The 21233-nt window shown below is 65.9% G+C and carries 17 protein-coding genes; 11 read left to right on the top strand and 6 right to left on the bottom strand.

Going from position 1 to position 21233, the window contains the following annotated elements; all coding sequences use genetic code 11:
* Positions 1–155 precede the first annotated feature (155 nt).
* The 3 genes from A9513_RS21235 to A9513_RS21245 are packed head-to-tail and all read left to right on the top strand — an operon-like array spanning position 156 to position 3057.
* Positions 156–2174 carry a ribonucleoside triphosphate reductase gene (locus tag A9513_RS21235; protein WP_065085524.1) on the top strand — a complete coding sequence of 673 codons (2019 nt, stop codon included), beginning with the start codon at positions 156–158 and terminating at the stop codon, positions 2172–2174.
* 41 nt (positions 2175–2215) lie between these two features.
* Complete coding sequence (gene nrdD, locus A9513_RS21240; protein ID WP_024766965.1) at positions 2216–2362, top strand: anaerobic ribonucleoside-triphosphate reductase; 147 nt, start codon at positions 2216–2218, stop codon at positions 2360–2362.
* Complete coding sequence (locus A9513_RS21245; protein WP_065085525.1) at positions 2359–3057, top strand: anaerobic ribonucleoside-triphosphate reductase activating protein; 699 nt, start codon at positions 2359–2361, stop codon at positions 3055–3057. Before nrdD ends, A9513_RS21245 begins: the two co-directional genes overlap by 4 nt.
* Positions 3058–3531: 474 nt before the next feature.
* Here the strand turns inward: A9513_RS21245 and speA are convergent, their stop codons facing one another.
* The 4 genes from speA to A9513_RS21265 all read right to left on the bottom strand — a co-directional run bounded on the left by speA (position 3532) and on the right by A9513_RS21265 (position 8019).
* Positions 3532–5445, bottom strand: coding sequence for an arginine decarboxylase (gene speA / locus A9513_RS21250; RefSeq protein WP_065085526.1), 1914 nt, complete (start codon positions 5443–5445; stop codon positions 3532–3534).
* Positions 5446–5730: 285 nt separating this feature from the next.
* On the bottom strand, positions 5731–6102 hold the full coding sequence (locus tag A9513_RS21255; RefSeq protein ID WP_024766966.1) for a translation initiation factor Sui1: 372 nt from the start codon (positions 6100–6102) through the stop codon (positions 5731–5733).
* A 309-nt stretch (positions 6103–6411) separates the two neighbouring features.
* Positions 6412–6951 (bottom strand): NUDIX hydrolase, encoded by a 540-nt coding sequence (locus A9513_RS21260; protein ID WP_065085527.1) that lies wholly within the window; start codon positions 6949–6951, stop codon positions 6412–6414.
* A gap of 3 nt (positions 6952–6954) precedes the next feature.
* Complete coding sequence (locus tag A9513_RS21265) at positions 6955–8019, bottom strand: DUF2333 family protein (RefSeq protein ID WP_024766968.1); 1065 nt, start codon at positions 8017–8019, stop codon at positions 6955–6957.
* Between the two features lie 288 nt (positions 8020–8307).
* Here A9513_RS21265 and A9513_RS21270 point away from each other — a divergent pair, with 288 nt between their 5' ends.
* Positions 8308–9918, top strand: coding sequence for a PleD family two-component system response regulator (locus A9513_RS21270; protein WP_037014983.1), 1611 nt, complete (start codon positions 8308–8310; stop codon positions 9916–9918).
* Positions 9919–10050: 132 nt separating this feature from the next.
* Positions 10051–12018, top strand: a complete 1968-nt coding sequence (locus A9513_RS21275) for a methyl-accepting chemotaxis protein (RefSeq protein WP_065085528.1) — start codon at positions 10051–10053, stop codon at positions 12016–12018.
* A gap of 242 nt (positions 12019–12260) precedes the next feature.
* Here the strand turns inward: A9513_RS21275 and speB are convergent, their stop codons facing one another.
* A complete protein-coding gene (speB, locus tag A9513_RS21280) occupies positions 12261–13223 on the bottom strand; it encodes an agmatinase (protein WP_065085529.1) in 963 nt (320 codons plus the stop codon).
* A 148-nt stretch (positions 13224–13371) separates the two neighbouring features.
* The gene (locus tag A9513_RS21285; RefSeq protein ID WP_038803358.1) at positions 13372–14463 is read right to left on the bottom strand and encodes a polyamine ABC transporter substrate-binding protein; all 1092 of its coding nucleotides are present in this window, start codon (positions 14461–14463) and stop codon (positions 13372–13374) included.
* Between the two features lie 115 nt (positions 14464–14578).
* Here A9513_RS21285 and A9513_RS21290 point away from each other — a divergent pair, with 115 nt between their 5' ends.
* From A9513_RS21290 to prmA, 6 genes are all read left to right on the top strand, one after another.
* A complete protein-coding gene (locus tag A9513_RS21290) occupies positions 14579–15487 on the top strand; it encodes a LysR family transcriptional regulator (protein WP_065085530.1) in 909 nt (302 codons plus the stop codon).
* A gap of 146 nt (positions 15488–15633) precedes the next feature.
* Positions 15634–17487, top strand: a complete 1854-nt coding sequence (locus A9513_RS21295; RefSeq protein WP_065085531.1) for a protein-disulfide reductase DsbD — start codon at positions 15634–15636, stop codon at positions 17485–17487.
* Between the two features lie 350 nt (positions 17488–17837).
* A complete protein-coding gene (gene aroQ / locus A9513_RS21300) occupies positions 17838–18281 on the top strand; it encodes a type II 3-dehydroquinate dehydratase (protein WP_015479055.1) in 444 nt (147 codons plus the stop codon).
* 24 nt (positions 18282–18305) lie between these two features.
* Entirely contained in the window at positions 18306–18773 is a 468-nt protein-coding gene (gene accB / locus A9513_RS21305) for an acetyl-CoA carboxylase biotin carboxyl carrier protein (protein ID WP_065085532.1), read from the top strand.
* A 17-nt stretch (positions 18774–18790) separates the two neighbouring features.
* Positions 18791–20140, top strand: coding sequence for an acetyl-CoA carboxylase biotin carboxylase subunit (gene accC / locus A9513_RS21310; RefSeq protein ID WP_024766369.1), 1350 nt, complete (start codon positions 18791–18793; stop codon positions 20138–20140).
* 184 nt (positions 20141–20324) lie between these two features.
* Positions 20325–21203 (top strand): 50S ribosomal protein L11 methyltransferase, encoded by an 879-nt coding sequence (prmA, locus tag A9513_RS21315; protein ID WP_024766368.1) that lies wholly within the window; start codon positions 20325–20327, stop codon positions 21201–21203.
* Positions 21204–21233: the final 30 nt, after the last annotated feature.

The following is a 21233-nucleotide window of genomic DNA, read 5'->3' on the forward strand; positions in this document are numbered from 1 at the left end:
TCACGCCGAGCAGCGGTCAATACCTCCGATGGCGAAACTTGGCTGACAGGTGACGTTGACCGAGGTCAATTTCCCTTCAGACGAAGTCGTTAGATTTCCACAACATCTTGTTGTCTTGAATAAATCGAGACACATCATGTTGTGGAATCCAGCCAATGCCTCTGACACGGACCGCCCCCCTTCCCGCCAGCCTGCGCAAGCGCAATGGCAACGCCGTAGTCTTCGACCCGAGCAAGATCGAACGCGCCATTGCCGCCGCCGGCGAAGCCAGCGGCGAGTTCTCCGCGCCCCACGCCCAGGAGCTGACCCGCCGCGTGCTGGCGCGCCTGCCCGCGCAGAATGATCTCGACGTGGAACAGGTGCAGGACGTGGTCGAGCGCGCCCTGATGGAAGCCGGCCACTACCCCACCGCGCGCGCCTACATCGTCTACCGCGAACGCCACGGACGCCTGCGGCGCGAGCGCAAGACGCTGGTGGATGTCGCCGCTTCGATGAACGAATACCTGTCGCGCGAAGACTGGCGGGTGCGCGCCAACGCCAACCAGGGTTACTCCCTGGGCGGGCTGATCCTCAACGTGTCGGGCAAGGTCACCGCCAACTACTGGCTGGACGAGGTGTACAGCGAGGGCATCGCCGTCGCCCACCGCGAGGCGGACCTGCACATCCACGACCTCGACATGCTCGCCGGCTACTGCGCCGGCTGGTCGCTGCGCACCCTGCTCAGCGAAGGCCTGAACGGTGTACCGGGGCGGGTCGAGGCAGGGCCGCCGAAGCACCTGTCCAGCGCGCTGGGGCAGATGGTCAACTTCCTCGGCACACTGCAGAACGAGTGGGCCGGCGCCCAGGCCTTCAGCTCCTTCGACACCTACCTCGCGCCCTATGTGCGCAAGGACGGCCTGAGTTATCAACAGGTGCGCCAGGCGCTGCAGGAGTTCATCTACAACCTCAACGTGCCGTCGCGCTGGGGCACCCAGACGCCCTTCACCAACCTGACCTTCGACTGGGTCTGCCCGGAAGACCTGCGCGAGCAGGTTCCCTACGTCGGCGGCGTGGAGATGCCGTTCGCCTACGGCGACCTGCAGGCCGAGATGGACCTGATCAACCGCGCCTACATCGAAGTGATGCAGGCCGGCGACGCCCACGGCCGGGTGTTCACCTTCCCGATCCCGACCTACAACATCACCCACGATTTCCCCTGGGACAGCGACAACGCCACGCGCCTCTTCGAGATGACCGCGCGCTACGGCCTGCCGTACTTCCAGAACTTCGTCAATTCGGATATGCAGCCCAACCAGGTGCGCTCCATGTGCTGCCGCCTGCAACTGGACGTGCGCGAGCTGCTCAAGCGCGGCAATGGGCTGTTCGGCTCGGCGGAGCAGACCGGTTCGCTGGGCGTGGTGACCCTCAACTGCGCGCGCCTGGGCTATCGCCATCGCGGCGACGCTGCCGCCCTCTACGCCCAGCTCGACTACCTGCTGGAGCTGGCCTTCGACAGCCTGGAGGTCAAGCGCAAGGTCATCCAGCAGCACATGGATGCCGGGCTCTACCCGTACACCAAACGTTACCTCGGCACCCTGCGCAATCACTTCTCCACCATCGGTGTGAACGGCCTGCACGAGATGGTGCGCAACTTCACCGGTGGCCGCGAAGGCCTGCACACCGAGTCCGGCCGGCAGATCGCACTGGAGCTACTGGACCATGTACGGGCGCGACTGGTGCGCTTCCAGGAAGACAGCGGCCACCTCTACAACCTCGAAGCCACCCCGGCCGAAGGCACCACCTACCGCTTCGCCCGCGAGGACCGCAAGCGCCACGCCGGCATCCTCCAGGCCGGCACGCCGGATGCGCCCTACTACACCAACTCCTCGCAGTTGCCGGTGGGCCTCACCGACGATCCGTTCGAGGCGCTGGAGCTGCAGGACGCGCTGCAGTGCAAGTACACCGGCGGCACCGTGCTGCACCTGTACATGGCCGAACGCATCTCCAGCGCCGAGGCCTGCAAGACCCTGGTGCGCACCGCCCTCGGGCGCTTCCGCCTACCCTACCTGACGGTGACGCCGACCTTCTCCATCTGCCCCGTACACGGCTACCTCGCCGGCGAACACGAGTTCTGCCCGAGGTGCGACGAAGCCGCGCTGCAGAAGGCCGCGCCCAAGAGCTGCTGTGGCGGCTGATCCTCCGTTCACTTTCATCCCCGCAAAAAGGAGCACTACCGATGACCGCGAACCAATTGCCCGAAAGCCAGCGCCAGCGCTGCGAGGTGTGGACCCGCGTAATGGGTTATCACCGCCCGGTGTCGGCCTTCAACGCCGGCAAGCAATCCGAGCACCGCGAGCGCCGCCACTTCCGCGAGACGCGATGAGCGCCACGCTCAGGGTCGGGGGCCTGGTGCCCCTGACTACCCTCGACTATCCCGGCCTGCTCGCCTGCGTGCTGTTCTGCCAGGGCTGCGCGTGGCGCTGCCGGTACTGCCACAACCCGGGGCTGATCCCGGCGCGGGGCCCAGCGGAAATCCACTGGGACGACATCCTCGCCTTCCTCCGTCGTCGCCAGGGATTGTTGCAGGGCGTCGTCTTCAGCGGCGGCGAAGCAACGTTGCAGAACGCCCTGCCCGATGCCATGGCGAACGTCCGCGAGATGGGGTTTCGCATCGGCCTGCACAGCGCCGGTATCCGTCCGGATTCCTTTGCCCGTGCACTGCCCCAGGCAGACTGGGTCGGGTTCGACGTGAAGGGGCTGGCCGAGAACATGGACGCCATCACCGGCGTAAAACGCAGTGGACTAGCCAACTGGCGCAGCCTGGAACTGTTGCTGGAGAGCGGCGTGAACCACGAATGCCGGACGACCGTGCATTGGCAGTTGTTCGATCTGGAGCGCTTGCGTCAGTTGGCGCTGCATCTGCGCAAGGCGGGGGTGGAGAGGTTCGTGGTGCAGTTGGCACGAAGCGGACGGCAATTTGATCGTCAGTTGATTGCCAAACCAGCTCCTCAAGGAACCCAGGAGCTTTGGCAGCAGCTAGCAGCGCTTTTCCCAAGTTTTGAGTTACGCGGCGACTGAGACCTGGACGCTTCTCCAGACCATATGCAGAGGCCATTGCAGGCCTCAATGTGCCCCACATTGGTGGGGCACATTGACTAAGGCACCCTTACACCGCCCCCTTAAGCGTGTTGAATTAAGCGCCATACAACCGCTATTCCATTGTGAGAAGGCATTACGTTCCCCTTCGCAATCGGCACGGCCCTGGAAGGAGAGTTTTCAGACGTCCAGATACCACTCACTGGACATTTTTCACCAGTCTTTGTGGTAGTAGCCAAAGGTGCCTTGTTCATAATGGGTCCCTACTGAAAGCGCCAGCGTATTCTGGCCCTGCCAATACTGGTGCGGAGAAAATCAATTCAAAGTGGTCAAGCAACTTCAAGGAAGAATCTCAATACTTAACAAGAGTTGCCCTACAACCTAGCTTTCTGGGACGCCCCTGAAGAAAAAAAGCCCCGCTGATGCGGGGCTTTTCTCTCGCGGACTGCTACTCCATCAGGACGACAGGTAAGCCGACCGGGTCAACCCCAGACGCAGGGCGTCGAGGAATTGCGTGCGCTCGCGCACGGTGAGCTTGGCCCCGGCCACCTTGTCGCGGTAGTGGGTCATCAGCTCCTCGGGCGACAGGTGCACGTAGCGCAGCATGTCCTCGATGGTGTCGTGGGTCTCGATGCCGGCGTGGTAGTAGCTGCCGTCGGCGTTCTGGTAGACGTTCACCGAATCGGTATCGCCGAACAGGTTGTGCATGTCGCCGAGGATTTCCTGGTAGGCGCCGACCAGGAAGGTGCCGATCAGGTAGTCCTCGCCTTCCTTCACATCGTGCACCGGCATGCTGGTCTCGATGCTCTGCTCGTCGACGTATTGAGTGATCTTGCCGTCGGAGTCGCAGGTCAGGTCCTGCAGCACCGCGCGGCGGGTCGGCTCCTCGCCCAGGCGGTGGATCGGCAGGATCGGCAGCACCTGGCCGATGGCCCAGGTGTCGGGCAGGCTCTGGAACACCGAGAAGTTGCAGATGTACTTGTCGGCAAGCTTGTCGTTGAGCTCGTCGAGCACCTGACGGTGCGAACGCTGATGTGCCTTGAGCTGGTTGTGCAGGCGGCGGCAGATGGCGAAGTAGCACTGCTCGGCCAGGGCCTTCTGCGCCAGGCTGATCTTGCCCTCGGCGTACTGCGCAGCGGCGTCGCTCATGTAGTGGGTGGCGCGCCAGTAGGTCTCGGTGACCATCTCGGCATCGGTCGGGCCGAGCAGGTCGGCCAGCCACTGGACGATCTCCGGCTGCTCGGCGAGGTCGGTGATCTTCGGCACTTCGTCGTTATGGCGCTCGACGTCGGTGACCTGGGTGATCAGCACCGCGTGGTGCGCGGTCAGCGCGCGGCCGCTCTCGGAAAAGATGTGCGGGTGCGGCAGGCCTTGCGCGTCGCAGAATTCCTTGAGCATGCCCACCACCACACCGGCGAAGTCGTCGATGTCGTAGTTGATCGAGCTGGCGTTGCGCGAGTGGGTGCCGTCGTAGTCCACGCCCAGGCCGCCGCCGACGTCCACGTGGTCCACCGGCAGGCCGAGGGCACGCAGTTCGCCGTAGTAGCGGATGGCTTCCTTGAAGCCGTGCTGGTAGTCGGCCAGGTTGGCGATCTGCGAGCCCATGTGGAAGTGCAGCAGGCGCACGCCCTGGTCCAGCCCAGCCGCGCGGAAGCGCTCGACCACCGACAGCAGCTGCGCGGCGGACAGGCCGAACTTGGCCTTCTCGCCGCCGGTATCGGCCCACTTGGAGGACGCCAGCGAGGACAGGCGCACGCGCAGGCCGACCTGGGGCAGCACGCCGATCACGGCGGCTTCCTCGATCACCAGCTGCACCTCGGATTCCTTCTCGATCACGATGAACACGTTGTGGCCGAGCTTCTGCCCCATCAGCGCCAGCTTGATGAACTCGCGGTCCTTGTAGCCATTGCAGACGATGGTGCCGCCCTTGGGCGCCAGCGCCAGCACGGCCATCAGCTCTGGCTTGGAGCCGGCCTCCAGGCCGATGGAGACGTTCTGCGTGGCAATGATGCTTTCCACCACCGCTTCCTGCTGGTTCACCTTGATCGGGTACAGCGCGGTGTAGCGGCTGGTGTATTCCAGACGCGCGATATTGGCATCGAAGGCGCCGGTGAGCTTGCGCACGCGGTCCTGCAGGATGTCCGGGAAACGCACCAGCAGCGGCAGCGACAGGCCGGCCTCGCGCAGCTGCTCGACCAGCCCGTGCAGATCGATCGGCTGGGCATCGGCGCCCTGCGGGCGAACTTCCACGTTACCGGCGTCGTTGATGGCGTAGTAGCCAGCGCCCCAGTGGCGAATTCCGTAGATGCTGCGGCTGTCTGCCACGGTCCAGTTGCTGCCGTCGTCTTTGCGGGTCCGTCTAGCGGCCATGCGGGGTGGTCTCCTCAAGTAGCACGAATGAATTGCGCGAATGTGTGCAGGCGCCCGCCCGGCGTGCGGGTGAGTCGTCAAAGCCTGGTGGTGTAAACCTAGCCGGGCCTCGTGACGTTGCCGTGTTGACCGCCGGGGTTGGCGGTAAGTTTAGGAAAATCCGACGACACGCCCAGGGCGCGCCGATAAATCTCCCATCTAGGGAAAGGGCTTGCCGGCAATGCACGCAACGCACATCGCCTGGAACCCCTTCTCTGCAGAGGAGAATCGTTCGGGAGAGACGGCTCAGCCGCCGGATTTCTTCGCCTTGAGGCCGCGTTTGGTCAGCTCTTCGAGCAGCAGGTCGACGTGGTCGCCCTGGATTTCGATGATGCCGTCCTTCAGCGCGCCACCCGTGCCGCAGCGCTTCTTCAGCGCGGTCGCCAGGTCTTTCAGCGCATCGGCCGCCAGCGGCACGCCGGTCACCGTGGTCACGGTCTTGCCACCGCGGCCCTTGGTTTCACGACGCACGCGAGCGATGCCATCGCCGGCCGGAATTTCGGCCTGCTTGCAGATGCACGCGCCAACGGGCTGATTGCAGTCCGGGCAATGCCGGCCGGAATCAGTGGAGTAGACGAGCCCGCCGAGGGCGGACAGGGAGGATGCTTTCTTGACCACCGGGCGTTTCCCCAGGATTGGCCTCTTCGGGCCAGGTCAACGAATGGCCGGCGGGTACCGACCGCGACGCCCCACTCAGGCAGGGGCTGCGCAATTCCCGGCGGAGGACCCTGCCGGAAAGGTCGCGCAATTTAGCAGCATTGGAGGCAAATGCTAAGAGCGAAAATGCGTCATTGATCGGTGGTTTGGCGACATGCCCAACCCGGCCGGAGTCTTGGGGTGCCTGTAGGAGCGAGCCTGCTCGCGAACAAACCCCGCAGCGGGGCTCAGTTCGCGAGCAGGCTCGCTACTACGAAAAGCAACCCGACGTCAGAAACTGACCAGGTACTTGCGCAACGCCGCCAGCGAATCCGGGCAATAAGGTGTGCCCGCCTTGGCCTCGGCCAGCGCCTGGTGCGGGTCGATGAATTTCGCTTCCAGCACTTCCTCGGGCTGCAATGTCAGCGGCGCATCGGAAACGGCGGAGAACACCGCGCACCAGAGGCGGTTGTCCGGCTGGTCGAAGAAGAACGTGCCGTGGGGACGCAACTCGACGCCGGCGATGCCCAGCTCTTCCTCCAGCTCGCGGGCGGCGGACTCGGCGTAGCTTTCCTCGGCCTGGACCATGCCGCCGGCTGCCGGGTCCCAGTAGCCGGGGTAGACCGCCTTGCTCAGGGTACGGCGGTGCACGCACAGCTCGCCGGCAGAGTTGAACAGCAGGATGAAGGTGCCCCGGCCGATCAGCCCGCGCGCGCGCAGTTCGGCGCGCGGCAGGCTGCCCAGCAACTGGTCGTCATCGTCGACCCAGGCGATCTTCTCGGCGTCCGAGGCCGCCCGGTGGGCGGCCTCCTTGCGGCTGATGCCTTCCATCGATCAGCCCTGGGCCAGCAGCTGGCGCAGGTCGATGATCGCGGCGTTGGCGCGGGAGATGTAGTTGGCCATCACCAGCGAGTGGTTGGCCAGCACGCCGAAGCCGCTGCCGTTGAGGACCATCGGGCTCCACAGCGGCGCCTCGGCGGCCTCCAGTTCACGGATGATCTGGCGCACGCTGACGGTAGCGTTCTTCTTCGCCAGCACGTCGGCGAAGTCCACCTCGATGGCACGCAGGATGTGCGACAGCGCCCAGGCTTGGCCACGGGCTTCGTAGAACACGTTGTCGATCTGCATCCAGGGGGTTTCCTGGACCACTTCCTCGACCTGCGGCGCCTGGCCGGGCGCGACCGGCTGCATCGGCGTGATGTTGGTGTTCAGCTTGACCCGGCCAACGCTGGCCGAGAGGCGCTGGGACAGCGAGCCCAGGCGGGTGGAGACGTCACCCAGCCAGTTGTTCAGGCTGTCGGCGCGGGCGTAGAACTGCGCGCCGGCCGGATCGGCGGACAGGCGGCCGAGGTAGCGGTCCAGGGACTTGATGCCTTCGGCGTACTCGGACTCCGAGGACGGCAGCGCCCAGCTCTTGTTGTCGAAGTTGAAGCGCGGCTCGGCGCGCGCCAGGTCGGCGTCCTCGGTGGACTGCGACTGGGAGCGGGCGAAGTCCTTGCGCAGCGCGCGGGACAGGTCGCGCACCTGGACCAGGGCGCCATATTCCCAGCTGGGCATGTTGTCCAGCCAGACGCCCGGCGGGAAGATGTCGTTGGACAGGTAGCCGCCCGGCTTGTTGAGGATGGTGGCGACCACTTCCTTGAGGGTTTCCACCGTGGTGTAGCCCACCACCATCTGCCGGCCGGCGCGCTCGGCGGCGGCCTGGGCGTTCTGCTGCACGGGGAACAGATCCGGTTCCTGGCTCCAGTACCAGCCGATCACCCCGCAGACCACCAGGTAGGCACCCAGCAGGCCGCCCAGCACGCGACCCAGCCAGGGGCCGCCGAAGTAGGCGCGTGCATTGTCTACCGTGTCATCCACGCGATCACGCACGGAGCCGCGTTTCTTCCAGTTCCACATGGCAAGTTCCTTGATGTCCCGAATTCGAAGATAGCTTGGACCCACAACCGGCCCCAGGGTGCCGCGATTTTAGGCCTCGCTGCGCAAGCATGCCGCACCCGGGCAGGCCAGCGCAGCCTACCCTGCGCATGGTGCTAGGTAATGGTGCGAATTACAAAGCTTGAGATGTTTGACCGAAGGCACTGTTATTGCCATCAAGGATTGGTAGCATAGGGCCATCAGTGTGTATCACGGCGGAAACATATTCGCCCCGCAGGCCGCCGGTACGGCCCTATAAAGAAGCGCGCGATGACCGAGCTCGACGATCCATCCCTCGACCGCCTCAAGCATCACTTCGCCCAGCGGGTGATACACCAGGCCCGCCACCTGCTGGAGGTCTGGCAGCGCCTGTCGCGCTCGGAGTGGAACAGCGTCGGCATGGCCGAGCTGGCCGAGGCCTGCCTGCGCCTGCAGCGCTATGCCGAACGCTTCGAGCAGGCCGAGCACGCCGACCTCGCCAAGGCCATCGACCAATGCCTGCGCGCCGTGCAGGACAACCGCGGGCGCCTCTCCAGCGAGCTGATCACCGAGCTGAACCGGCTGATGCAGCGCCTGTCGCGCACCGGCCTGCGCCATGGCGACCAGTTCGAACATACCCACCTGCCGCCGCTGCGCAAGCCGGTCTACCTGGCCCTGCAGGACCTTGAGCGCGCTGAGCGCCTGGCCCAGCAGCTGGAGTTCTTCGGCATGGCCGCGCAGCCCTGCGAGCATGCCAACGCCTTCCGTGCCGCCATGGCCGACCGCCATCCGGCAGCCATCGTCATGGAAATCGACTTTGCCAACGGCCAGGGCCTGGCCCTGGCTGACGAAGCCCAGGCCGGCCTCAAGCAGAAGCTGCCGGTGCTGTTCTTCAGCCATGAGGAAACCGACACCCCGACCCGCCTGGCGGCCGCCCGCGCCGGTGGCCAGGACTTCTTCAGCGGCGCCCTGGACGCTTCCGGCCTGCTGGAGAAGATCGAGACGCTGACCCGCGTGGCGCACTACGAGCCGTTCCGCGTGCTGATCGTCGACGACTCCCGCGCCCAGGCCGCGCACACCGAGATGGTCCTCAACAGCGCCGGCATCGTCACCCGCGCCCTTACTGCGCCGCTGTCGGTGATGGCCGAGCTGGCCGAGTTTCAGCCGGACCTGATCATCCTCGACATGTACATGCCCGAGTGCCTGGGCACCGAGCTGGCCAAGGTGATACGCCAGCACGAGCGCCATGTCAGCGTGCCGATCATCTACCTGTCCGCCGAGGACGACCTGGACAAGCAGCTGGACGCCATGAGCGAAGGCGGCGACGACTTCCTCACCAAGCCGATCAAGCCGCGCCACCTGATCGCCACCGTGCGCAACCGCGCCGCCCGCGCCCGCAGCCTCAAAGCGCGGATGGTGCGCGACAGCCTGACCGGCCTGTACAACCACACCCATACCCTGCAGCTGCTGGATGACGCTCGCTTCCGCGCCCGCCGCGACGAGCGCCCGCTGACCTTCGCGATGCTCGATATCGACCACTTCAAGCGGGTCAACGACACCTACGGCCACCCCATGGGCGACCGGGTGATCAAGAGCCTGGCGCTGTTCCTCAAGCAGCGCCTGCGCAAGACCGATCACATCGGCCGCTACGGCGGCGAGGAATTCGCCGTGGTGCTGCCGGACACCGACGCCGAGTCGGCGCGCAAGGTACTGGAGGAAATCCGCCAGCGCTTCGCCGAGATCCACTATCCGGCGCAACCCCATGACCTCTCCTGCACCTTCAGCTGCGGCATCGCCGAACTCGGCGAGGAGATGGACATCAAGACCCTCGCCAAGCAGGCCGACGAGGCGCTGTACACCGCCAAGCACGGTGGCCGCAATCGCGTCGAGGTCTTCAAGTAACACCCAGCAGTGGCAGCGCGGCGCTCTGCCGCGACACATTCCGACCAAATGCTGGCACCGTGTCATCAGCCAGTAACCAAACTGCAATAGGTTCAGGGCTCGCCGTTTTTTCGCTGTCGGTCGAGACCTGCCATGCGCCTCAAGCTGCTCACCAACCTCAACACCGTCCTGCTCCTGCTCGTGTGTCTCGCGCTGGGCGCCACCCTGTGGTGGTCGCAACGCGCGCTGGAGCGCCCCTTCACGCTGATGGACCGCTACCTGGAACTCTCCCAGGGCTTCGAGCGCAAGGTGGCGCAGAACATCCAGGCGTACCTCGCCAGCGGCGACGCACTCAAGCAGAAAGCCGCGCAGCAGGCATTGGACGAACTGGCCGCGGAGCTGCCGCAACTGCCGGACAGCCTCAGCCAATTGCTCGGCCAGAGCCTCGACGAACTGCACCAGTTCAGCGGCAACCAGTTGCTCGCCGCCGGCAAGCTGGCGGGTGATCCGCAGGGTCTGCTGCTGCAGGCCGAGCGTGACCTGCTGGCCGCGCTGGACCAGCTCGGCACCTATGCCGACGCCAGCCAGAACCCTACCGCCGCCGAGTACCGTACCCCGCTACTGCAGGCCGGCCTGCACCTGACACGCCTGGCCCACGCGCGCGCCAAGCTGGTGGAAAGCGGCAACCCGGCGCTGGCCGAGGATATCCAGCGCGAGCTGGAAACCCTGCGCCAGCTGGCCGAGCGCATCGACGCCCTGCCGCTACTCGGCGTGCTGGAACAGCAGGCCTCTGCCTCGGACGACTTCGCCGCGATGATGGGCCTGGAATCCCGGCCGGCCGGCGAGGCGCAGAGCGAGGATCGCGGCGTCACCCTCAAGCGCGACCTCGCCAGCGTATTGCGCCGCTACCCCGACGAACTCAACCGCACCCGCCAACTGATCGCCCAGCGCCAGCAGCTGGCCAACGCCACCGCCCAGCGCCTGGGCGCCGTGCAGCAGGCCCTGGCGACGCTGGAGCCGCAGGTGCGCGAGGAGCGCTCGAAGATCCAGACGCAGGTACGCATCATCCAGGGCGCGCTGATCGCTCTGATCCTCGCCACCGCGCTGCTCATCGACACCCTGCAACGTCGCCTGGCGCGCGTGCTCGGTCAACTGGTCCCGGCGCTCTCGACCTGGGCGCGCGGGGACTTCGCCACCCCCATCGCGCTGAACACCCGTACCCGCGACCTGGTGGAACTGCAGGAATCGCTGAATCGCCTGCGCGACTTCCTCGGCACCCTGGTCGGCACTATCCACCAGCGCGCCGAGGAAGTGGCCGGCAGCAGCCGCGCCCTGGCCGAACTCAGCGGCGGACTGCACGCCGGCGCCGAGCGCCAGGCCAGCGACACCGGGGAAATCCGCGACGCGCTGGGCGATATGGAAGCGGCCATCCAGCAGGTGGCCGGCGACGCCAGCCAGGCGGCCTCGGCCAGCCATGCCGCCGGCATGGCCGTCGAACAGGGGCAGCAGGTCATCGGCAACAGCCTCAATGGCATGCGCGCGCTGGTGGACGAAGTGCAGAGCAACGCCCAGGCCATCGAGAACCTGGCGGAGGAATCGGCCACCATCGGCAACGTGCTGGGGGTGATCCGCTCCATCGCCGATCAGACCAACCTGCTGGCGCTCAACGCCGCCATCGAGGCCGCGCGCGCCGGTGAACAAGGCCGCGGGTTCGCCGTGGTGGCCGAGGAAGTGCGCTCTCTGGCCTTGCGCACCGCCGGCGCCACCGAGGAAATCCAGCAGCTCACCAAACGTCTGCAACAGGCCGCGCGGCAATCGGTGGAAGCGATGCGTAGCCAGGTCGAGCATGCGGAAATCACCGCCAACCAGGCCGGCGCAGCCGAGGGCGCGCTGGACGAAGTGGTCGGCGCCATCCGCACCATCGCCAGCATGGCCGAACGCATCGCCGAAAGCTCCGCGCAGCAGAGCGGCGCGGTCAGCGAGATCCGCTCGCATAGCGAGCGCATCCACGAGTTGGGCAGCCAGAACCTGCGCCTGATCGGCCAGGGACGCAGCCAGGGCGAGCAGCTGCAGGAACTGGGCGGGGCATTGCATACGGCGGTGCGGGCGTTTCGGGTGTAACGGACTCGACCTGTAGGAGCGCTCCCTGCGCGCAATCAAGGCCATGCCCCGTCCTTGAAGATCAAGAGCCCCTCACCCTAACCCTGGCTGCGCGCCCCGCTCCTCAAGCGGGAGAGGGGACCGTTCGGTGCAGGACGAAACCTCAGTCTCAGCCGGCACGGACGGCTCCCTCTCCCTCTGGGAGAGGGCTGGGGTGAGGGCATGCCCCGGCACAATGCCAACGGTTCGCTAGCTGGCCGAACTCAGCGCTCGCCCAGCTTGTGCCGCGCCGCGTACAGGCAAACCATCTCCATCGCCAGGGTCGCGCCGGCCAGGGCAGTGATCTCGGCGTTGTCGTAGGGCGGCGCGACTTCCACCACGTCCATCCCCACCAGGTTGATGCCGCGTAGTGCGCGGAGGATTTCCAGTGCCTGGTGCGAACTCAGCCCGCCGCAGACCGGCGTGCCGGTGCCCGGAGCGAAGGCAGGGTCGAGGCAGTCGATGTCGAAGGTCAGGTACACCGGGTTGTCGCCGACCCGCGTGCGGATGCGCTCGGCGATGGCTTGCGGCGAGTTGCGATGGACTTCACGGGCGTCCAGCACCTGGAAGCCCATCACGTCGTCGTTGGTGGTGCGCAGGCCGACCTGCACGGAGCGCGACGGGTCCACCAGTCCCTCGCGGGCCGCGTGGTAGAACATGGTGCCGTGGTCGATGCGCTGGCAGTCCTCGTCGGGCCAGGTGTCGCTGTGCGCGTCGAAGTGGATCAGCGACAGCGGGCCGTGCTTCTTCGCATGGGCCTTGAGCAGCGGGTAGCTGATGAAGTGGTCGCCGCCCAGGGTCAGCAGCGCGCAGCCGGCATCGAGGATGCGCGCAGCGTGGGCTTCGATGACGTCCGGGGTTTCCTGCGGCACGCCGTGGTCGAAGGAGCAGTCGCCGTAGTCGATCACCGCCAGGTGGTCGAAGGGGTCGAACTCCCAGGGAAAGTGCCGAGCCCACGCCATCTGCACCGAGGCGGCACGGATCGCGCGCGGCCCGAAGCGGCTGCCGGGGCGGTTGGTGGTGGCGGTGTCGAACGGCACGCCGCTGACCACCAGGTCGACGCCGCGCAGGTCGCGGCTGTAACGGCGGCGCATGAAGCTGGTGATGCCGGCGTACGTGGATTCGGCAGCGGTGCCGTAAAGGCTGTTGCGGGTGATGGCCTGGTCGTTGTCGTTAGCGAGATCCATGGCTTCCTCATCTTGGTTATCGGTGGGTCACGGTGTTCGGGGACGGTCCACAACGTAGGGCGCATAACCTGGAACAGGTTATCCGCCAGCCCTGTTTCGGCTCGGCGGATAACGCTGGCGCGTTATGCACCCTACAAAAGGTTCCAGGTCAGCTACGGGTGCGGAACGCTGACCACAGCCGGGTGCGGTCGCGCTGTTGCTTGAGCGTCAGCAATTGCTCGCCGAACAACTTCTGGCGCATCGCCGCCGGCGGGTAGATGTCCGGGTCGCCAGCCACGTCGGCGTTGAGCAGCGGCGTGGCCTTCTGGTTGGCGTTGGCGAAATACAGGGTGTTGGTCAGCTCGGCGATGGACTCCGGGCGCAGCATGAAGTCGATGAAGGCGCGGGCTTCCTGCGGGTGGGGGGCGTCCACCGGGATGGCCATGGTGTCGAACCAGATCAGCGTGCCCTCCTTGGGTATCCGATAGATCACCTCGAACGGCTTGTTCGCCTGCTTCGCTTGCGCGGCGCCCATCAGCGCGTCGCCGGTATAGGTCAGCGCGACGCACAGCGAACCGTTGGCAAGGTCATTGATGTGCTTGCCGCTGGCGATGTAGCGAACGTTGGGTTGCAGCTTGGCCAGCAACTCGCGCACCTGGGCAAGGTCGGCCGGCTCGGTGCTGTAGGGCGACTTGCCCAGGTAGTTCAGCGCCACGCTGATGACTTCCTGGGGCGAATCGATCAGCGAGATGCCGCAGTCGGCCAGGCGGCCGGCGTACTCGGGCTTGAACAGCAGGTCGAGGCTGTCCAGCGGCGCATCGGGAATACGCTTGAGCACCGCGTCCTTGTTGATCGCCAGGCCCACGGTGCCCCAGGTGTAGGGCACGCCGAAGCGGTTACCCGGATCGATGGTTGCGAGTTTCGCCAGCAGTTCCGGATCGAGGTTGGCGACGTTCTTCAGCTGCCCATCGTCCACCGGCTGCACGGCCTTGGCCTGGATGGCGCGGGCCAGCCCGCTGCTGGCCGGGAAGACGACGTCATAGCCGCTGCGGCCGGTCATCAGCTTGCTGTCGAGCACCTCGGCACTGTCGAAGGTGTCGTATTTGACGCGGATGCCGGTTTCCTTCTGGAAGCGTTGCAGCGCATCCGCGCCGACATAATCCGCCCAGTTGTACAGGTTGAGCACCCGCTCCTGCGCCTGCAGGGGCACGGCCAGCGCCACGGTCAGCGCCGCGAGAGTCGCCCGGAAGAACACACGCATGATCATCGCCTCGGAGTTGTTGTGGTTATGGGGCGAGCATGGGCTGGGCTTTACTTTGCAAAAATACAAAGTTAATTACTTTGGCATTTCTTCATAACAATGTTTGGGGACGACCATGCTCAGCCAATTGCGCGATCTCGACCTGCAACTGCTGCGCCTGTTCGTCACCGTGGTCGAATGCGGCGGCTTCAGCGCCGCCCAGGGCGAGCTGGGGCTGAGCCAGCCAAGCATCAGCATCCAGATGGCCAAGCTGGAGACGCGCCTGGGCTACCGCCTGTGCGAACGCGGCAAGGGCGGCTTCCGCCTGACGCCCAAGGGTGAGCATCTGTTGCAGGCGACGCGGCGGCTGCTCCTGTGCATCGAGGACTTCCGCGACGAGGCGCGCGGGGTGGCCGACAAACTGCTCGGCGAGGTGCGCATCGGCCTGTCGGAAAGCCTCGAAGAGAGCGTGCTGGCGCGGCTGTCCGACGCCATCCGGCGCTTCCGCCAGCGCAACGAGGCGGTCACCCTCGACCTGCTCACCGCCACGCCGGCCGAACTGGAACGCCTGCTCCTGCAGGACCGGCTGCACCTGGCGGTCGGCTACTTCGCCGGCACCCAGGCCGCGTTGCAGCACCGCACCTTGTTCATCGAACCGCAGGGACTGTACTGCGGCACCGGCCACCCGGCCTTCAAGGAAAGGAAGCCGACCCGTGATTCCCTCGCGGACGCCGACCAGGTGCTGCACCCCTACCGCTTCATCGCCGCCGACGAACCGTTACAGACCAGCCGCAGCAGCGCACGCTGCGAGCAGGTGGACGGCAGCCTGGCCTTCATCCTCTCCGGCGCGCACATCGGCTATCTGCCCCGGCACGTCGCCCAGCCCTGGATCGAACGCGGCCAATTGCGCGAACTGCTGCCCGGCGAGTTGGGTTTCGACGTAGCCTTCAGCCTGACGCGACATCGCGGTCGCCATCCCGGCGACGCCGAACAGGCTTTCGTCAGCGACCTGCTGGCAGCCTTCGGCCAGCGCGCGACGGATTGACGCAGGAGCAGCAGGGGAACCCGACCGCTCTGGCGCAGTCCCAAGCGGCCGATCACTTCTTGTGACAGCTCGTCGGGCATCGCCTCGGGCTGCGCCGGAAGCTTTCCGCTATCATGCCCGCCACCCCTGTAGTCCGCGAGATGTCCATGCGCCGCCTGCTTACCCTGCTCCTGCTCCTCGTCGCCCTGCCCGCCTCCGCCGGCCTGTTCGACAAACCCGCCGACAAGGGCGGCTTCGCCGTCGCGCAACCGGCCAAGGGCGACTTCCTGCCGGTGGCCGAGGCCTTCCGCGTCAGCGTCGAGGACAGCGACAGCCAGCAGGTGAAACTGCGCTTCATCAATGCCGACGGCTACTACCTGTACCAGCACCGGTTCAGCTTCAAGGTCGAACCCGCCGACAGTGGCGTGAGCGTCGGCGAAGTGAAGCTGCCGCCGGGCAAGCAGCACCACGACGATTATTTCGGCGACACCGTCGTCTACTACGCCATCACCGACATCGACATCCCGCTGGTCAACCCGCAGCACAAGCCCTTCACTCTCGTCGTCAGCTACCAGGGCTGCGCCGACAAGGGCCTTTGCTACGCGCCGGAAACCACCCGCCTGCAGATCGCCGACGGCCAGGCCGCCAGCGTGGTGACAGGCCCCGCGCCCGCCTCTGCCGCAAAGTCCGCCGCCGCTTCCGGCAACCCGCTGGCCAGCCTGCTGGGCGACCACGAACCGGGCAAGATCAAGAAGCTCGGCCGCGCTCTGGTGATCGTCTTCCTGCTGGGCCTGGCGCTGACCTTCACCCCCTGCGTGCTGCCGATGCTGCCGATCCTCTCTGGCGTGGTCCTGCGCGGCCGTCCGGGCGGCATGCGCGGCCTGGCACTGTCGCTGGCCTACGTGCTGCCGATGGCCGCCTGCTACGCGGTGCTCGGCACCCTGATGGGCCTGTTCGGCGCCAAGCTCAACCTGCAGGCGATGCTGCAGTCGCCCTGGGTGCTGATTCCCTTCGCGGCGTTCTTCGTGGTCTTCGCCGTGGCCATGTTCGGCGTGTTCGAGATGCGCCTGCCGGGCTTCCTGCGCGAACGCCTGGACAACATGGCCAACAACACCCGGGGCGGCTCCATCGCCGGCGCGGCGACCCTCGGCGTGCTCTCCAGCCTGCTGGTGTCACCCTGCGTCACCGCTCCGCTGGCCGGCCTGCTGCTCTATATCAGCAGCACCGGTGATGCCGTGGGCGGCGGCCTGCTGCTGTTCTCCCTCGGCCTGGGCATGGGCACGCCGCTGGTGATCTTCGCCGTCGGCGGTGGGGCACTGCTGCCCAAGAGCGGCGCCTGGATGAACGGCGTGCGCAACGTCTTCGGCGTGATGCTGCTGGCCGTGGCCATCTGGATGCTCGAACGACTGGTCTCCGGCCCGGTAGCGCTGACGCTCTGGGGCACCCTTGCCGGCGGCGTCGCCCTGGCCATCGGCACCCTCGAACTGGGGCCGAAGAAGCCGCTGCAGCGCCTTGGGCAACTGTTTGGCCTGATGCTGCTGGTCTACGCCGTGGCCGCCTGGACCGGCGCCCTGCGCGGTGAATCCGACCCGCTGCACCCGCTGGGGCGCAGCGGTCAGCGCATCCATGCCGGCCCACCCAGTTCCACGCCTGGCGACTGGCAGAACATCACCAGCCCCGCGCAACTCGATGCCGCCCTGGCCAGTGCCCGGTCCGCCGGCCGCCCGGTACTGCTGGACTGGTACGCCGACTGGTGCATCAGCTGCAAGATCATCGAGCGCCAGGTGCTGCCAGCGCCGGAGGTCCAGTCACAGCTGCCCGGCTTCGTCCTGCTGCGTTTCGACATGACCGCCAGTACCGAGGAACAGCGCGCCCTGCTCGACCGCTACAACCTGTTCGGCCCGCCGGCACTGCTGTTCTTCTCGCCAGAAGGCGACGAATGGAGCGATCTGCGCATCATCGGCGAGACCGACGCCGCCACCCTCGCCGACCGCCTCAAACAGGCGGGAACGCGCTCCTAAGAACCTGTTTGCAATCTCGCGAGCTAGGGCAGGGCAAGGCAAAAACGGGGGAGGAAGCGGAGTTTACGAGTAGTAAATGAGCATGACTCGCTGCGCTCGCCCCTTCGGGGCCGCACTGAAGTGCGTTAGCCGCAAGCGGCTTCCGACCCCCGTTTTTAACGCGGCCATGCCGACTCGCAGCAGGTTGCAAGCAGGTTCTGATCACAGTTTGACTGCAACGGTTCTGCCGTAATCGGCTGGCAACATGCTGACATCTACGGCAAAACCCGCATGACTGGACAGTCACGCCGGCTTTCCGGCATAGTCCCGCCCTATCTTTTCCCGCCAATAACAAGGACTACCGCATCCAGATGGCGACCTTACTGGTACTGCACGGGCCGAACCTCAACCTGCTGGGCACCCGCGAGCCCGACAAGTACGGCTCCGTCACCCTTGAGCAGATCAACCAGGACCTGGAGCGCCGCGCCCGCGAGGCCGGCCACCACCTGATGCACCTGCAGAGCAACGCCGAGTACGAACTGATCGACCGGATACACGCCGCGCGCAACGAAGGCGTGGACTTCATCCTGATCAATCCGGCCGCGTTTACGCATACAAGTGTCGCTCTACGTGACGCATTGCTCGCAGTGAGCATCCCATTCATCGAAGTGCACCTCTCCAACGTGCACAAACGTGAACCTTTCCGGCATCACTCCTACTTCTCCGACGTGGCGGTAGGGGTGATCTGCGGCCTGGGCGCCACAGGCTACCGCCTGGCCCTGGAATCCGCCCTCGAACAACTTGAACGCCCGTGACCTCACCTGGGAGAGCGAACACTGATGGACATCCGTAAAGTCAAGAAACTGATCGAACTGCTCGAAGAATCCGGCATCGACGAACTGGAGATCAAAGAGGGCGAAGAGTCCGTACGTATCAGCCGTCACAGCAAGACCGCCGCCCAGCCGGTCTACGCCGCCCCCCCCGCCTACGCTCCGGCCCCTGTCGCCGCCCCGGCTGCAGCTCCCGCCGCTGCCGCGCCGGCCGCCGAAGCCGCTCCGGCTGCGCAGAACCTCGCCGGCGCCGTGCGCTCGCCGATGGTCGGCACCTTCTACCGCGCTGCGTCGCCGACTTCCGCCAACTTCGTCGAAGTCGGCCAGAGCGTGAAGAAAGGCGACATCCTCTGCATCGTCGAAGCCATGAAGATGATGAACCACATCGAGGCCGAGACCAGCGGCGTGATCGGTCAGATCCTCGTGGAGAACGGTCAGCCGGTCGAGTTCGACCAGCCCCTGTTCACCATCGTTTAAAGCGCGGGGAGCCTGCGATGTTGGAAAAAGTACTGATCGCCAACCGCGGCGAAATTGCGCTGCGCATCCTGCGCGCGTGCAAGGAGCTGGGCATCAAGACAGTGGCCGTGCACTCGACCGCCGACCGTGAACTGATGCACCTGTCGCTGGCCGACGAAGCGGTCTGCATCGGTCCGGCCCCGGCTGCGCAGTCCTACCTGCACATCCCGGCGATCATCGCCGCGGCCGAGGTCACCGGCGCCGTGGGTATCCACCCCGGCTACGGCTTCCTCGCCGAAAACGCCGATTTCGCCGAGCAGGTCGAGCGCTCCGGCTTCACCTTCATCGGCCCGAGCGCCGACGTCATCCGCCTGATGGGTGACAAGGTGTCCGCCAAGGACGCCATGAAGAAAGCCGGCGTGCCGACCGTACCGGGCTCCGACGGCCCGCTGCCCGAAGACGAAGAAACCGCGCTGGCGATTGCCCGCGAGGTGGGCTACCCGGTGATCATCAAGGCCGCCGGTGGCGGTGGTGGTCGCGGCATGCGCGTGGTGCACCACGAGGAAGACCTGATCAAGTCCGCCAAGCTGACCCGCACCGAAGCGGGAGCGGCGTTCGGCAACTCGATGGTCTACCTGGAGAAGTTCCTGACCAACCCGCGCCACGTGGAAGTCCAGGTGCTCTCCGACGGCCAGGGCAACGCCATCCACCTGGGCGACCGCGACTGCTCCCTGCAGCGTCGTCACCAGAAGGTGCTGGAAGAAGCCCCAGCCCCGGGCATCGACGAGAAGGCCCGCGCCGAAGTGCTGGCCCGCTGCGTCCAGGCCTGCGTGGAAATCGGCTACCGTGGTGCCGGCACCTTCGAGTTCCTCTACGAGAACGGCCGCTTCTACTTCATCGAGATGAACACCCGCGTGCAGGTGGAGCATCCGGTGTCGGAGATGGTCACGGGCATCGACATCGTCAAGGAGATGCTCAGCATCGCCTCGGGCAACAAGCTGTCGATCAAGCAGGAAGACGTGGTCATCCGTGGCCATGCGCTGGAATGCCGGATCAACGCCGAAGACCCGAAGACCTTCATGCCCAGCCCCGGCAAGGTGAAGCACTTCCACGCACCGGGCGGCAATGGCGTGCGCGTGGATTCGCACCTGTACAGCGGCTACGCCGTACCGCCGAACTACGACTCGCTGGTGGGCAAGATCATCACCTACGGCAAGGACCGCGATGAAGCCATGGCGCGCATGCGCAACGCGCTGGACGAGCTGATCGTCGATGGCATCAAGACCAACACCGAGCTGCACAAGGAACTGGTCCGCGACAAAGAGTTCTGCAAAGGTGGCGTGAACATCCACTACCTGGAGAAGAAGCTGGGCATGGACAAGCACTAAGCGCCTGTCGAAAGCTGCTTCGCCTCCACCACAAGGGCTGCCTCCGGGCGGCCCTTGTGCTTTGCGGACCCAGCCCGCTGGCATGGCAAGGTGCCGTGCAGTAAGCTTGCCGCCTTTATCTGCGGGCCGCCCAGGCGGCCCGCTGTCTTTCCAGCACCATCCCAGCACGATCGAGGTTCCGCCCATGCCCTGGCTCCAAGTCCGACTCGCCATCACCCCGGATCAGGCGGAAACCTATGAAGATGCACTGCTGGAAGTCGGCGCCGTATCGGTGACCTTCATGGACGCCGAAGACCAGCCGATCTTCGAGCCGGACCTAGGCACCACGCCGCTGTGGAGTCACACCCACCTGCTCGCGCTGTTCGAGGCAGACACCGACGAAACCTCGTTGATCGCCCATCTGACCCTGCTGACCGGCGGCGAACTGCCCCAGCACCAGATCGAGCACATCGCCGACCAGGACTGGGAACGCAGCTGGATGGACAACTTCAAGCCGATGCGCTTCGGCCGCCGCCTGTGGATCGTCCCCAGCTGGCACGACGCCCCGGAGCCGGACGCGGTGAACCTGCTGCTCGATCCGGGCCTGGCGTTCGGCACCGGCACCCACCCGACCACCGCGCTGTGTCTGGAATGGCTAGACGGCCAGGAGCTGGCCGGCCAGCAGGTACTGGATTTCGGCTGCGGCTCGGGCATCCTCGCCATCGCCGCGCTGCTGCTGGGCGCCGCGCAGGCGACTGGCACCGATATCGACCCGCAGGCGCTGGAAGCCTCGCGCGACAACGCCTCGCGCAACGGCATCGAGCCGGAGAAATTCCCCGTCTACCTGCCCGCTGATCTGCCGAAGGAACCAGCGGACGTCCTGGTGGCGAACATTCTGGCCGGCCCGCTGGTCACATTGGCAGAGCAGCTCACCGGGCTGGTGAAATCCGGCGGCCTGCTGGCCCTCTCGGGCATCCTCGCCGAGCAGGCCGAGGAAGTGCGCGCGGCCTATGCCGGGGCCTTCGACCTCGACCCGACCGCCGAGCGCGATGGCTGGATCCGCATCAGCGGCCGCCGCCGCTGAGTGCCCGCCGTACGGGGCTTGAGTTAGACT

Origin of the sequence: Pseudomonas sp. AU12215 (assembly GCF_001675465.2) — a bacterium.
In the GTDB taxonomy this organism is placed as follows: Bacteria; Pseudomonadota; Gammaproteobacteria; order Pseudomonadales; family Pseudomonadaceae; genus Pseudomonas; species Pseudomonas nitroreducens.

What these genes read in the sequence shown, in the direction of transcription:
- A9513_RS21290 (WP_065085530.1), top strand. Translation starts at nt 14,579, where the DNA reads ATGCTCAGCCAATTGCGCGATCTCGACCTGCAACTGCTGCGCCTGTTC.
- nrdD (WP_024766965.1), top strand. Translation starts at nt 2,216, where the DNA reads ATGACCGCGAACCAATTGCCCGAAAGCCAGCGCCAGCGCTGCGAGGTG.
- speA (WP_065085526.1), bottom strand. Translation starts at nt 5,445, where the DNA reads ATGGCCGCTAGACGGACCCGCAAAGACGACGGCAGCAACTGGACCGTG.
- aroQ (WP_015479055.1), top strand. Translation starts at nt 17,838, where the DNA reads ATGGCGACCTTACTGGTACTGCACGGGCCGAACCTCAACCTGCTGGGC.
- speB (WP_065085529.1), bottom strand. Translation starts at nt 13,223, where the DNA reads ATGGATCTCGCTAACGACAACGACCAGGCCATCACCCGCAACAGCCTT.
- A9513_RS21260 (WP_065085527.1), bottom strand. Translation starts at nt 6,951, where the DNA reads ATGGAAGGCATCAGCCGCAAGGAGGCCGCCCACCGGGCGGCCTCGGAC.
- A9513_RS21235 (WP_065085524.1), top strand. Translation starts at nt 156, where the DNA reads ATGCCTCTGACACGGACCGCCCCCCTTCCCGCCAGCCTGCGCAAGCGC.
- accC (WP_024766369.1), top strand. Translation starts at nt 18,791, where the DNA reads ATGTTGGAAAAAGTACTGATCGCCAACCGCGGCGAAATTGCGCTGCGC.
- accB (WP_065085532.1), top strand. Translation starts at nt 18,306, where the DNA reads ATGGACATCCGTAAAGTCAAGAAACTGATCGAACTGCTCGAAGAATCC.
- A9513_RS21285 (WP_038803358.1), bottom strand. Translation starts at nt 14,463, where the DNA reads ATGCGTGTGTTCTTCCGGGCGACTCTCGCGGCGCTGACCGTGGCGCTG.
- A9513_RS21245 (WP_065085525.1), top strand. Translation starts at nt 2,359, where the DNA reads ATGAGCGCCACGCTCAGGGTCGGGGGCCTGGTGCCCCTGACTACCCTC.
- A9513_RS21295 (WP_065085531.1), top strand. Translation starts at nt 15,634, where the DNA reads ATGCGCCGCCTGCTTACCCTGCTCCTGCTCCTCGTCGCCCTGCCCGCC.
- A9513_RS21275 (WP_065085528.1), top strand. Translation starts at nt 10,051, where the DNA reads ATGCGCCTCAAGCTGCTCACCAACCTCAACACCGTCCTGCTCCTGCTC.
- A9513_RS21265 (WP_024766968.1), bottom strand. Translation starts at nt 8,019, where the DNA reads ATGTGGAACTGGAAGAAACGCGGCTCCGTGCGTGATCGCGTGGATGAC.
- prmA (WP_024766368.1), top strand. Translation starts at nt 20,325, where the DNA reads ATGCCCTGGCTCCAAGTCCGACTCGCCATCACCCCGGATCAGGCGGAA.
- A9513_RS21270 (WP_037014983.1), top strand. Translation starts at nt 8,308, where the DNA reads ATGACCGAGCTCGACGATCCATCCCTCGACCGCCTCAAGCATCACTTC.